The sequence below is a fragment of the Komagataeibacter sp. NFXK3 genome (assembly GCF_054182245.1).
This window is the reverse complement of record NZ_JAPIVJ010000015.1, coordinates 18,495-31,027: the sequence shown is the minus strand read 5'-3', so window position 1 is coordinate 31,027 and position 12,533 is coordinate 18,495. Positions and strand designations below refer to the sequence as shown.

General features: G+C 61.5%; 17 protein-coding genes. 16 read left to right on the top strand and 1 reads right to left on the bottom strand.

Going from position 1 to position 12,533, the window contains the following annotated elements; all coding sequences use genetic code 11:
- Window positions 1–189 precede the first annotated feature (189 nt).
- From OQZ28_RS14180 to OQZ28_RS14105, 16 genes are all read left to right on the top strand, one after another.
- A complete protein-coding gene (locus OQZ28_RS14180; protein WP_458136475.1) occupies window positions 190–2,058 on the top strand; it encodes a ParB/RepB/Spo0J family partition protein in 1,869 nt (622 codons plus the stop codon).
- Window positions 2,059–2,246: 188 nt separating this feature from the next.
- Window positions 2,247–2,927: an LPD29 domain-containing protein gene (locus tag OQZ28_RS14175; RefSeq protein ID WP_458136474.1), complete on the top strand. Its 681-nt coding sequence runs from the start codon at window positions 2,247–2,249 to the stop codon at window positions 2,925–2,927.
- 72 nt (window positions 2,928–2,999) lie between these two features.
- A complete protein-coding gene (locus tag OQZ28_RS14170) occupies window positions 3,000–3,407 on the top strand; it encodes a hypothetical protein (RefSeq protein WP_458136473.1) in 408 nt (135 codons plus the stop codon).
- A 197-nt stretch (window positions 3,408–3,604) separates the two neighbouring features.
- Complete coding sequence (locus tag OQZ28_RS14165; protein WP_264784645.1) at window positions 3,605–3,733, top strand: hypothetical protein; 129 nt, start codon at window positions 3,605–3,607, stop codon at window positions 3,731–3,733.
- A gap of 54 nt (window positions 3,734–3,787) precedes the next feature.
- Window positions 3,788–4,138, top strand: a complete 351-nt coding sequence (locus OQZ28_RS14160) for a hypothetical protein (protein WP_211576608.1) — start codon at window positions 3,788–3,790, stop codon at window positions 4,136–4,138.
- On the top strand, window positions 4,135–4,656 hold the full coding sequence (locus OQZ28_RS14155; RefSeq protein ID WP_458136472.1) for a hypothetical protein: 522 nt from the start codon (window positions 4,135–4,137) through the stop codon (window positions 4,654–4,656). Before OQZ28_RS14160 ends, OQZ28_RS14155 begins: the two co-directional genes overlap by 4 nt.
- Window positions 4,657–4,682: 26 nt before the next feature.
- Complete coding sequence (gene ssb, locus OQZ28_RS14150) at window positions 4,683–5,033, top strand: single-stranded DNA-binding protein (protein ID WP_458136471.1); 351 nt, start codon at window positions 4,683–4,685, stop codon at window positions 5,031–5,033.
- 92 nt (window positions 5,034–5,125) lie between these two features.
- Window positions 5,126–5,347, top strand: a complete 222-nt coding sequence (locus OQZ28_RS14145) for a hypothetical protein (RefSeq protein WP_211576621.1) — start codon at window positions 5,126–5,128, stop codon at window positions 5,345–5,347.
- 11 nt (window positions 5,348–5,358) lie between these two features.
- The gene (locus OQZ28_RS14140) at window positions 5,359–5,514 is read left to right on the top strand and encodes a hypothetical protein (RefSeq protein WP_167383473.1); all 156 of its coding nucleotides are present in this window, start codon (window positions 5,359–5,361) and stop codon (window positions 5,512–5,514) included.
- A gap of 576 nt (window positions 5,515–6,090) precedes the next feature.
- Window positions 6,091–7,071 carry a DUF3991 domain-containing protein gene (locus tag OQZ28_RS14135; RefSeq protein WP_458136470.1) on the top strand — a complete coding sequence of 327 codons (981 nt, stop codon included), beginning with the start codon at window positions 6,091–6,093 and terminating at the stop codon, window positions 7,069–7,071.
- Complete coding sequence (locus OQZ28_RS14130) at window positions 7,068–7,739, top strand: hypothetical protein (RefSeq protein WP_458136469.1); 672 nt, start codon at window positions 7,068–7,070, stop codon at window positions 7,737–7,739. Before OQZ28_RS14135 ends, OQZ28_RS14130 begins: the two co-directional genes overlap by 4 nt.
- The gene (locus tag OQZ28_RS14125) at window positions 7,736–9,784 is read left to right on the top strand and encodes an ATP-dependent helicase (protein WP_458136468.1); all 2,049 of its coding nucleotides are present in this window, start codon (window positions 7,736–7,738) and stop codon (window positions 9,782–9,784) included. The genes OQZ28_RS14130 and OQZ28_RS14125 overlap by 4 nt, the downstream gene beginning before the upstream one ends.
- Window positions 9,785–10,066: 282 nt before the next feature.
- Window positions 10,067–10,558, top strand: a complete 492-nt coding sequence (locus tag OQZ28_RS14120; protein ID WP_458136467.1) for a MucR family transcriptional regulator — start codon at window positions 10,067–10,069, stop codon at window positions 10,556–10,558.
- A gap of 85 nt (window positions 10,559–10,643) precedes the next feature.
- On the top strand, window positions 10,644–11,015 hold the full coding sequence (locus OQZ28_RS14115) for an ABC transporter substrate-binding protein (RefSeq protein ID WP_458136466.1): 372 nt from the start codon (window positions 10,644–10,646) through the stop codon (window positions 11,013–11,015).
- Window positions 11,015–11,410 carry a hypothetical protein gene (locus OQZ28_RS14110; RefSeq protein ID WP_458136465.1) on the top strand — a complete coding sequence of 132 codons (396 nt, stop codon included), beginning with the start codon at window positions 11,015–11,017 and terminating at the stop codon, window positions 11,408–11,410. Before OQZ28_RS14115 ends, OQZ28_RS14110 begins: the two co-directional genes overlap by 1 nt.
- Before the next feature lie 67 nt (window positions 11,411–11,477).
- Window positions 11,478–11,843: a hypothetical protein gene (locus OQZ28_RS14105; RefSeq protein WP_099287179.1), complete on the top strand. Its 366-nt coding sequence runs from the start codon at window positions 11,478–11,480 to the stop codon at window positions 11,841–11,843.
- A 12-nt stretch (window positions 11,844–11,855) separates the two neighbouring features.
- On the opposite strand, the gene OQZ28_RS14100 is transcribed toward OQZ28_RS14105, so the two are convergent.
- Window positions 11,856–12,449, bottom strand: a complete 594-nt coding sequence (locus tag OQZ28_RS14100; RefSeq protein ID WP_458136464.1) for a nuclease-related domain-containing protein — start codon at window positions 12,447–12,449, stop codon at window positions 11,856–11,858.
- Between the last annotated feature and the right edge of the window lie 84 nt (window positions 12,450–12,533).

Sequence of the window (12,533 nt, the reverse complement as noted above, 5' to 3'; positions counted from 1 at the left end):
TGCCCTCACTGTGTCCGAAATGGACACAGTGAGGGAGATGAAAAGCAAAAAGGAGAAGAGGAAAAGCGGGGCTGTCACGAACCAGCCAGCCGCGCAAGGCTCAGGCCGGGCGCGCTTCGCGCGGCCTTGCGCGGCTGGCTGGCCCGTGACGCGGGAGGGACATCTGAAAAATTATAGAAAGAGCGTCCCATGGCCGAGCTTCGCCGCGTCGATCCGAAAACCCTTGTGCCCAATCCGAACAATCCGCGCTCTTCCATCGGAAGCCTTGAGGAGCTGCGAAAACTCGCCCTGAATATCAAGGCGATTGGCATCCTCCATCCTCCGGCTGTCCGGGAACTGGAAGACGGACGCCTGATGATCGTGGCAGGCCACCGTCGGACGGAAGGCGCCATCTATGCCGGTCTGACCGAGATCGACGTCTATGTCGGCGATCAGAGCGAAGACCTCGATGCCCTGGCCGCCGTCAGCGAGAACTTCGTTCGTCTGGACATGACGGAGCCGGAACAGTGGAACAGCGTCACCCGCCTGCGCGAGCAGCTTGGCTATACAGATCCGCAGGTCTGTGCCGCCCTGATGGTCACGCCGAGCTATCTCAAGCGTCTCAGTCTGCTGGCGAAGCTGCACCCGCCTATTCTGGATGCCATCGCCCTCGGCCGAGGCCCTGACGAGCGGCAGCGCAAAATCATCGCGCAGGCCTCACTGGACGAGCAGCGTGACGCGTGGGCGGAAATGTTTTCCGAAAGCGTCGGAGATGACGAGGATCCGGCCGAGTACCGCGTGAAGGCCGAAGATCCGGAAGACACCGTGGCCTGGGGCGCGCTGGCCCGGAACCTCGAACAGAAGGAATGGTACGCCCGCGATGCCCGGTTCGGCGACGAGCTGGCCCGCAAGCACAACATTGTCTGGATGGAGGATCTGTTTGCCGAAGCCAACACAGACAGCCGCTATACGCTCGATGCCACGGCCTACGCCGCAGCACAGCAGGACTGGCTGGACAATGAGCGGCCCGAAACCTCCATTGTCCTGACGTCGGACGAATACGGATATGCCCGCGCCCCCGAGGGCTTCATCACCATGGGCACCTGGATGGCGACACAGGAGGGGGAGGTCATCGGTTATGGCCTCAATCCCCGAACCCTGAAGATCGTGGAAGAACGCTGCCGTCCCTACAGCGCCGCGAAGGTTGACCACTCGGGCAGCCCTGCTACGCCAGAGGCCCCGAAAGAGCGACCGGACGTCTCCGGGACCGGCCACAAGATGATCGGCGAGATCCGCACCGTCGCTTTGCGTGAGGCGCTTGGTGAGGTGTCCGAGACAGCCGACCCATGGGAGCTGATCGCCGCCCTTCTGCTGGCGCTGGAGGCCGAGAATGTCCGGGTGCATGGCGATGCCAGCGGAAACAACTGGTCAGAACCAACCGCGCGTACGCTCGCGATGGCTGACCTCTTTCCCGAAGGCAGCCTTGTTCGCGACGAGAAGCTGATCCGCCGCCATGCCGTCACCGTCCTGCAAAGCATCCTGAACTGCGATGTGTCGATGCACAGCGGCAGCGGTCTGCCCGCGCAGCTCGTGGGCGTTCTGTTCGGCGCCGACCAGAAGATGCCGAGCATGGCCTTTGAGGCGTTCCTCAAATGCTACAGCAAGCCCGGCATTACCAAAGCCGTACAGGCCGAAGGCCTTGCCCCGCAGAATACGGGCAAGGAGATGCGTGCGGCCCTGATGAACCATGTCGGGGAAGGCCACTGGTTGCCCGAGGTCGCATCGTTTGCGCAGGCGCAGGACGTCTGGACGCAAAAGCAGAAGAAAAAACAGGAGAAGATCCGGGAGCTGGAAAGCGTGATGGACGATGAGGATCTGGACGAGATGCCTGAAGATGATTTCGAGGAAGCAGCCGATGATGAGGTTGACCGTTCGAGCGGCCCTGTCGTGTCGGCGACGGAGCCTGATTCGGAAGAGACCTTCTCTCTGCAAGCGCCCGAGAGCGAGCCCGAGCAGACGGAGCACAATGAGGCCATGCAGTTCATGCGGGATCACCTCGAAATCGTGGTCGTGGCCTGAAGCCGGGAGAGGGAAAAGAAGAGGAAAGGAGGGGAGGGGCGCTGCCATCGCGCTCCGTCCGGGTCAAAAGGTGGCTCCTCACCGGCTTCGCCGCCTCCGGTGCCGGCGCACGCGCCGCTTGTGACCCGGCCGTCCCGCGCTGACGCTGGAGAAGACATCACGAAAATCCAAAGGAAAAGGATCAGACGATGTTCGTCCCCTCTCTCGTTCCCGTTCAGGTCGGCACCCGCGTTTACACCCATCTCTACAGCCGGGGAGCCGGGATCGTCATGGCCGTTCATGGCAAAGCCAGCCCGACCACCGTGAGGTCCCTGTCGCGTGGCGGGGCCATCGTGTCGGGCGGGAGCGCGTCCTATGACATCGTCTTTGCCTGTGGCTCGATCTCCCGTCGTCTGCCCGAGGCCATTCTGCGCGGTGTCCAGTGGCGGATCGACGCCGACAAGGGACTGGCCAGTCCCGAGGAGATTGCCTTCCTCCGCACCCATGCCGAAGAGGTAGAGGCCGAGAAGGTCGCGGCTGAGGCGCGCGCCAAAGCGGAACATGCCGCCGAGGTCGCAGCACTCCGCGTCAATCCGGACTATGCCCATCTGGAGCAGGGCGACGACAGCAGCGGCACGCTGGCCGCCAAAAACATCCGTCGGATGCTGAAGAAGGCTTTCCCGAAGGTGAAGTTTTCCGTCCGCAAGAGCCACTATGGCAGTGTGACCGTGCGGACGGAGGAGGAGCTGGACGAGACGGCGACCGAAACCCTCCAGGCCATCACCTCGCGGTTCAAGTCCGGATATTACGACTGGCAGTCTGACTGCCATCTGACGGGCAACAGCCCTTGGCAGGACGTGTTCGGCAGCTCCGAATTTGTGAGCGACTGAGCGTCTCTTTTTTCGTCCGCCCCTTCAAGGCCGCCCGTTCCGGGGCGGCCTTTTCCATTTCTGGAGCCTGACATGCCTGTTTTTATTGTGACGCTCAGCGAGCGCCAGCTTCTCTCCGATCGCGTCAACTTTGAGGTCGAGGCCGAGACGGCCGAGGCAGCCGGTCAGCTTGTGCTGGACGCGACGGCCGACGAGCCGAAGGAGAGCGGGCTACGCCCGGTTCGCCTCCCAGACGGTCAGAAGACCGTTCTCGAACCCGGAGACGTGGACGGAAACGAAGTCTCGGTGTCCGTTCGCCCGGTCGATCAGCCGGACGCTGTGGCCACGCAGCTCGGTGCGTGCTGGCACCTAGATCTCACCGCCCCTGAAGCGCGGCGCCTTCTGCCCGTCCTGACCGGAGCGATTGTGGACGAGGACGATCCCGTTACGCGCGCGCTCTGTGCCCGTCTGGCGCGGCAGGTCGCCAATCTCGCGCAGTAGGACATCAGGAAAGGGAAAAGGGGGAAGGGGAAAAAGGAGAAGGCAGGCACCACACCGGAGCCTGTCTGGCAAAGGGTGGGTCGGCCGTGTCCTCGCTGCGCTGCGGGTCGTCCGATCCCGCTGCGTTGCAGCGCCTTTGCCAGCCAGTCCCCGCTGCGGTCGCCGGAAAGGGTCATGGAAGAAAAAAGGAGAATGACATGGCCGACATTTCCGATCTGCGTCCCCGCAACCGCACAGAATGGCTCGAAGTCGCGGGCTTCGTAGGAGGTGCAGCGCTGTTTGCAGCCTTCATCGTTCTGGTGGTGGTGCTTCCCGCCTTTCTCTGACCGATCCGAGATCAGCCGCCCTCACGGGCGGCCGTGTCCTGTGTGGAGATCACCATGCCGACATACACCCTGGCCGCCATCCCTGCGGCCTCTCACGGGAGCCTCATCTCCTGTTCATCCCCCTACCGCTACAGACAGAAACGGATCGAGGCGGCTGACCTTGCAGGAATCCGGGCGGCAGTAGCCCAATACGGTGCACGCCTGCACGACGACTACCCGGACGCCTCCTTTCTCGTGTCTGTGACACCCGAGCGTGGGAGCGATCATCCCGAGGGCTTCTGCGACGCCCGCTGGAAAGGGTCTCTGGGCACCGAACACTGGATCAGGGTGATTCCTGAAGAGACGCCGTTCAAAGCCTACCTCACTCAGGTCGAGGCGATGCTCGCCCATGAGGTGCGCTCATGAACGGGCCGGAGCCAGCGTCCATCGCGTGTCCCGCGCTACGACGGCCACCGATCCAGCCTCAGGGCCTCACTGCGACGCAGTTCAGTGACGCGGCCGAGAAGGCGAAAATCGGGAACGCGCTTCTGTCCTTCATCGCTCGCGGGTTTCCGCAGAGTGCCTGGAACCGCACGCTTTACAACCGCCTGAGCCAGATGTTCGGGCATATCGCCCATTACGACATCCACGGCTTCTGGGGGGCTCAGTTCTCTACGACACAGGCGCGTCTGGGCTTCCTGCGCGGCATCGTCCTGTACGGCTGTTATGGCGATCCGGCCTGGACCTGGTCGGACGTCGAACGCGACATCCGCAACCGCATCATCGGCAGCGGCCTGATCGAGGCCTACACGCGCGCCCTTGCCGCCGAGCAGGAGGCACGCGACCGGGCCGATCTGGAGCGTCTTGCAGACCGCTTCCGGATTGCCCTGCCAACCACACATCAGTCTCCCCCTGCCGCGCCCGTGCAGGCCGAGCTTTTCTGACACGGGCCAGCGAAAAGGACAGAACAATGTCTCAGACCCTTAGCCTTGCCATCGTCATTGGCAACCTTGGTGCGGATCCGGAGATCCGCACAGGGCAGGACGGACACCGCGTGGCTCTCTTCCGTCTTGCGACGGACAGCCACCGTACCGACACGCACACCGGTCGCCGTGTCCCGAAGACCGTGTGGCACAGGATCGTCTGCCACAACGACTTTCTGACCGATCTTCTCGAACAACGCGCCCGCAAGGGCCAGCTCGTGTTCGTGCGCGGCGCTTACGAGCCCCGTCCCCGCACAGATCAGGCGCCCCCTGAGACCGAGATCGTCGTGAGTGCCCAGGACGGGGATGTGATGATCCTTACCGATCCGGGACGCTGACGTCCTCTTTCTTCGAAACACGCACGCAAACCGGCCCTGGAGCCGGTCTTTTTATACCCGCTTCCTGAAGGAGGCGGGTCTCAGGAGGCTTTATGTTCTATTCGACACCCGCTCCCCTCACGGTTCCCCGCAGTCAGGCGCGCGCCCTGAGCGCCCGCCTGATGGCAGAGGCCGTGTTCCTGGAAGACACGGATCAGTCCGTCATGCTGCCATCGCGCCTGACGGCCGGTTTCCGCCGCAAGGCCGCGACGCTGCGCCGCCGCTCGCAGGAGAAGCTCCTGGACAGCCTCGATCGTCCGGAAGGTGTGGCATGAGGATGGCGACCATGAACCGCCGCGCGTACTCACGCCGTTTCTGGGAGGGAAAGACGCGGTTCTCGCAGGCCGTGAGACGGACACTGGCGGAACTGGAGCGACAGAAAGGGCAGACGAAGAAGGACGAAGACGGGATGGCCGACACAGGGTCTTCGAAAAAAAACTGAGGCAGAGGGCGTTAGTCGCAGATGGCACGGGCAGACTGGGGACACTTCTTGAAGGATCCGTTCATGCCGAACCATCAGACGTTGCCGCTTCAACCACCCCTTGCGGGGTGGCACGGAGCTGTGTTCCGACCTCGCCGTCATGCGATCAGTGTGACAGTCACGGTCCGAGGGTCTCAAGACAACCCTTCGGGCTCCAGACCGCGTCTTTCGTCAAAAGAGGGCCGCGTTCATCGCAGGACGTTGTCCCGCGCTGCCCGCAACCCGCTTTTGCCGATCCGCAGTCTTCCGGTCCTGACACCCTCGGCCCGCAACTGTCGTGTTCCTGGCAGGACGGGACGAGAAAAACGTCTCCACACATCTCCTTTCAGCGGCAACACCGGGGGCTGCGCTGCCCCCGAAACCCCCGCAGGACGAACAAGAAAAACTGGTTTTTGTCGTTCTGGACGCAAGAACTATTTCACTCAATCAAGTAAATATATTCCGTGTTATTCTGTTGTATTCATTGGATATTATCGCGGTAATTTACTATACTTTTCACAGATCGAAAGTAACGGACGTTCGGGAGGATATTCCGCCATGGCTTACCAGAACACGCCCCAGCAGATGAACGAGGAACTCCAGAAGTTTCGTGACGAGATCAGTTGCATCGTTGTTCTGGAGCAGGCCGGTTACAGGTTCGTCCGCTCCGAAAGTTCCGCCCGTCACATGCGCTTTCGTCGCGTGAAAGGCGAGAGCATCATCGTGACGCACGGTGGCAAGGGCTGGTGGGATCCGCACAATTCCTCTTCGATCGTCAAAGGCTCGGTCATCGACCTGGTCCGGTTCCTCAATCCCGGGATGTCTCTCGGTAACGCACGCGTAGAACTCCGTGGAATGCTTGGTCTCGCGCCGAGCGGGGCCGAGTACGTGGCGGAGCCGAAAGAGCGCAAACCCGCACGCGATCCGAACTATATGTGGAAGAACCGTCAGGCTCCCCAGCCGGGGTCGGCTGCCTGGACCTATCTGACCCGCGACCGGGCTTTGCCGGAACGCATTCTTCATCTCGCGAACCAGCAGGGTCTCCTGCGGGAAGGCATGAAGGGCACGGCCTGGTTCGCCCATCACAGCAATGCGGGCGCGCTGACGGGCATGGAGATGCGCGGGCCGGAATATCGCGGCTTCTCCTCGGGCGGCGGTGGCAAAATGCTCTTTCGGATGAGGGCTGGCGAAAAAGGAGTGAAGCCCGTCCGTCTGGTCATCGGTGAGTCCGCCATCGACGTCCTGTCCTATGCGGCCATGGATCCGTTCTTCGCAGACCCCAGCCTGTACGTCTCGACCGGAGGCGGCATGAGCCCTGAAGCGATGGAGGAGTTCCGTGCTCTTCTTGGCACGATTGAGGCTGGTGGCCGCGTCATGATCGTCGTGGACGGCGATGCCCAGGGCGACCGGTACGAAGAGATCTATGCGCCCATGATCCGCGAAGCCGGACTCAAGCCCCTGCGGTACTCACCCAAAGGCGAAGACAAGGACTGGAACGCCGTTCTGCAGCGCCGCGCCCGTCAGGACGTGGCGGCATGAAGCAGAGCAAATCCCGTCTGAGCTGGCAGGCCGTCACACTGATCCTGTGGCGGCAGGACGCAGAGGCCATCAAGGTTTGGAAGAGAACTGGTCTGAGAACCTCGGCCCCCGAAGTCTTCTGTGAGGCGCACACGCCCGAAGGACTGGTGCAGGGGGTCGTCATCGGCGGTGATCGCCTGAACGACGCCTGGGACCGCGACGGCGAGCTGATCGTCTTCACCCGAAAATCAACGATCGTCCGTTTGAACGGACCTGAACTCCCAACGCTCACCCTGTCAGCCTGCCCCAAGGCTTTTGAGGACGTCATGATGTATAACGACACCCGCTCCGCGGCCCGCCAGCATATCGACCATATCGTTATCAAGACCGGCCTGACCTTCAACATGCTGGGCCATGAAAAGGCCTCGGCGATCTGGATGGATCATGCGCGCCGTCTCGGCTGTACGGATCCTGAAGCGCCTGACATGCCGGTTCCGCACCAGCTTGTGTGGCTGGGTAGCGGCCTGAACCGCGCGCTGGCTCTCGTGATTGCCGGACGATGGGATGGTCCTCATGAGGGTTTTAACCTCTATCATCCGCTGACCCTTTTCACCGACAGCAGCAATATCGTTCCCGTAGAGGATCCCGTGGCGTCTGAGGTCTATCCCGTCGAGCAGGTGCCCGCATGAGCGCCTATCCCCAAACCCTCGCACCTGTACTGGATCCGCTGACCCCTGTGCAGCGTGAGGCCGCCATGGCGCTTGGCCGGGTTCTCGTGCTGGCTGGAGCCGGAACGGGAAAGACCAAGACCCTGACGGCCGGTGTGGCGTGCCGGATCCAGATGTATGGGATGCGGCCGTCCCAGATCCTGTGCGTGACCTTCACCAACAAGGCCGCACAGGAAATGCGTGAGCGCATCACGAGTGTCCTGGGCGAGGGGCAGGCTCCGTTCTGGCTTGGCACGTTTCATGGCCTCGGCGCGCGACAGCTTCGGGCCGAGCCTGAGGTGGCACAGTTACACCCAGGCTTCGATATCCGCGACGCGGACGATGCGACAGCGCTGATCCGCCGTCTCATGAAGGCCATGGACCCCGACACTGTGCCCGAACCGGACACAGGCAAGAAGTGTGACGTCCGGCAGGTCAAGAAGATGGGCGAGCGGATCGGGCACATGAAAGAGAACCTTGTCACACCTGAGGCCGCACCGGCCTGGGTGCGCGGGCTGATCGAGCGCCGCCGTGCGGCCCGACAGATGGTCGATGTCGAAGGCTGGGAGTTCGCCGTTCGTCTGTATCAGATCTATCAGGCGACCCTGCGCGAGCAGAATGCTGCCGATTTCTCGGACCTGCTGATGTGGCCAACGCTTGCCCTGATGAACGACCGATCCTATCGTGACAGGTGGTCGCAGCGCTTCACATCCGTGATGGCCGATGAGTTTCAGGACGTGAACCGTGCACAGATGCTGTGGCTCACCTATATGTCTGAATACTCACGAGAACTCTTTGCCGTAGGCGATGATTCGCAGTCGATATATTCTTGGCGTGGGGCCAAAATTGGCTTCATCCGGAACTTCGTTCGGGAGTTTGACGGGGCCAGACTTTTCAAGCTCGAAGAGAACTTCCGCTCGACGCATCATATTCTCCAGGCCGCCAACGCCATCATCGCGCGAGACCCGGGCCGGATCCCCAAGACGCTGTTTACCCAGAAGGGCGACGGTCAGAAGATCGAGGTGCTCACCTACGATTATGCGTCCGATGAGGCCGACGCGATCGCGGCCGAGATGGGACGTCGTGCGGCAGAAGGTGTTGCCTGGCATGATATGGCGATGATCTACCGGATCAACCGGCTGTCCCGCTCCCTGGAAGAGGCGCTGCTCAAAGCGCGTATTCCCTACGAGATCATCGGCGATGTCGGCTTCTATCACCGTGCCGTGGTGAAGGACGCGCTCGCGTTCCTGATGCTGGCGGCCTGTCCGGACAGTCGCCAGTCTGATGAGGCGTTCCGTCGCGTGGCCAATGTGCCCAGGCGCGGCCTTGGCGCCAAGGCGCTTGGCCAGATCGAGCAGGAGGCGCAGGATCGCGGCCTCAGCCTGTGTGCGGCCGTCACCACGGCAACGCTGCCCGCGAAGGTGCGCGATAGCCTGCTGGCCTTTCGTGAGACGGTCTCCCGGATCGGGCAGATCCCGGACATGCGGCTCTGTGACCGCCTCGATACGCTCCTGAAGGAGACCGGCTACTATACGATGTGGCGGGAGGCCGCGTCCGAAGAAGGGGAGACTGCCTTGCAGAACCTGTCCGAGCTGGTCGGGCTGGCCGAGGGCTTTACCCGGCTTCAGGATCTTCTGGAGCACGCAGCCCTGGCCACGGCCTCACCGAATGAGCGCGGGCGTGATCGGGTGCAGCTCATGACCATGCACCGGGCCAAGGGGCTGGAGTTTCCCCACGTCTTCCTGCCCGCCTGGGAGGAGACGGTTTTTCCGGGGATGGGCGAGCGGAACTATGAGGAAGAACGCCGACTGGCCTATGTGTCGCTGACCCGTGCCATGCAGCAGGCCACGATCAGCAGTGTCGGCTACCGTCAGGGTGTTTCAGCGAGGCCGTCAGGCTTCATTGAGGAAATCCCTGCCGAGCATCGCGTGACAGGCTGGCTGCGCCAGCAGGGGCGGTCGAAGACAAGAGAGACAGGGGGCCGGTTCCGGCACACCATGGCCGCTCTCGATGCAATGGGATTTTAAGAGATGTCCGATCATCATGGGTCTGACGACAGGCCTTACACCTCCCTGCGGCCCAGGACGAAGTCTGGCTGGCTGTATGACTGCGAAGTCTGCGGGAAGGGGGCGGCCTTCGGGTTTACCGGAGTGAAGGGCGACACACACTATTGTTCTGAACATCGTCATCTGGGGCGAGGTGTTGCCCTGGCTCCGATGCCGCGAACCACGCGACCTCAGTGACCTGTCATGTTATCTTGCGTATAGACAGACACTCTACACAGTCAAAATTTGAAAAAGGCATTTTAAATGACCACAGACGTTGAAACAGACTTCCGTCATCTAACCGCCGATATTGTCGAAAGTTATGTCGGTGCTCACGAGGTACCGGTAGAGCAGCTTCCCGGCCTGATCAGAACTGTCCATGCAGCCCTTGCTTCGGCGGGTGAGGCGCCCGAGCTAGAGCCAGTCGAGCTGGTCCCGGCCGTCAATCCGAAGCGCTCTGTGTTCGAGGACTATATCATCTGCCTCGAAGACGGAAAGAAGCTGAAGCTCCTCAAGCGCCATCTCAAAAATGCTTTTGACCTGACACCGGACGAATACCGCGCGAAATGGGGACTGCCGAGCGACTATCCCATGACGGCTCCGGGCTATTCCCGTCATCGAACCGCGCTGGCGCATAAGATCGGTCTTGGGGCCGTGAAAGGTGGCCGGAGCCAGCCTGCACCTGAGCCGGAAGAAACCGAGGTCGAGGTCCGGAAGATCCCGCAGAAGCGGCGCGGACGTCCTGTAAAGGCCTGAGTCTCTTTAGGAAGTCGCAGAAGCGGTCTTTACCTTTGCCCGGTAAAGCGATCTTTTCAGATCCAGTGAACCGCAAGGACAGACCGTGACCCGCCTTCTTTCTTCTCTTGCCCTGGCAGCAGGCCTTACGGCCGCTGCCCTTTCGCCCGCCATGGCCCTCGATCCGGCTCTTGGGAGTATGGGGTTTGCATCCCCGACACCGACGTCCAAAGGCCATGCGGCCTCCGTGCCTACGCCCTTCGCAGCCATTCCCGAAAGCCTTCAGACACTGCTTGATGCCGGCTATTCCATTCGCACGTCGGCTGGTGAAGAAGGCAACATCCTGACGCTTGAAAAATTCGTGGACCGGACCTCCCCGTCAAAATGGGTGCGGTGCGAGCTGATTGGTGATCACAGTGGCAACACACGCCTGACCTACAGTCAGCATGTGACCTCCACCTGCTGGAAGCTGAACTGATGAGTGATGTCATGCCGGTCTCAAAGACCGGACCTTTTCGTCCGCAGACCCAGCAGGTTGTGGATGCGCTGAACACGGCCTTTCCCGGCCTGTATGCCGGCGTCTGCAAGGCCTCTGATCTGCCGTCCGACGCTGATGAGGCCGAGCACGATGACGATCTCGAAGAGGATGGTCTGCTGAGTGATTTCGTCTTTCTGTCGGATGGCTGGGCCGTCAGGGTCGATTACGACCCTGAGGATCCGGATCTCTGTCTCGGTCTGTCTGCGGGGAGCACGGAGGCACCGGCCGACGGTCTGGAAGTCGATCTTGATGACGGTGAGGAAATTCCGGATGGCGTCCTCAAAGACGTCACTGACTTTATTGACGAACAACGCCAGGCCTCGGCAAAACACTGACCTGTCCCGATAAGGGAGGCACCTTTGGCGCTTTCCTTATCCATCTCAGCAAGGAAGGACTGGCCGCGTGACTGGTGAACCGATCTATCCCGCCCCCTGCACATATGAGAGCCTGACCGAGCAGCAGAAAGAGGCTGTTGGTCAGTTCATGTCAGAGCGTCTGAAGCAGAAAACCCGAGGTATTCTCCCGGGAACGCTGCATACCGTGGTCGAAAAGGGACGGACGCATGCGTTCGTCTCCTGGGACGAGCATCACGTTTATGAAGTCAGCCCGATCGCCAGCCTGCGTCTGGTGCTTGATCCGGATGGGCGCCCCCTGGGCTGTCCGAAGGACGGGCTGCTGTATCTTTCTGATGTTGGCGGTGAGGCGGTTGTCCGGATCCTGCCGACAACCCGATATACGGCCGCCGCGATTGGGATTGGCACGGACTAAGGCACTGTGCGCCTATTTTCTTGTATGACGGGCGACGTGCACAATCCTCTGCCACACGCCCATCATCACTCCTGAAGCCTCTCCGCCACTTTGTCTCAGTTCGTTTGCCAGAGCGTCCGGCGATCTGACACTGGACTCTAGGGCCGGGCTGACGCTGGCGCGTCCGGTGAGGACTACGCGGCTCAGGATCTCCACATCCAGACAGGCCTGCGAGGTGATGGCGCGGACGGCCGCGCAATGGCCTGCGTTCTGGCGGACGGGGCTGTAGATCAGCCGACCTTCTTCTTCTTTGCCGAGACGCTGACGCCAGTATTCGTCATTTGGATGCCCGCTCAGATGGCCCGCGTAGTGCTTCGTCTCGATGACCATGAGACCACGGGGCAAAAGGACGAGATGGTCAATCTGGGTCGTGCCATCACCAGAGGCCTTGGGAAGGTGAACGTCATGGAGGCTGGGCCGTCCCAGTTCTTTCAGGAGGGTGCGGATCCTGTCCTCGCCTTTAGCACCCTTGAGTTCAGCCTGAAGGCTCTTCCAGGCCGCGTGCGCACTGTCGCTCCGCTCGATGCGCGAAGGCCCACCCCGGGGCTTCAGCCTCAGGCGAACCATTCAAGAAGATCCTCAGATATATAGAAGCCCTGTAATATCACGCGCATGCCCTCATGTAGCCGATCATGACCTCAGACTACGCAT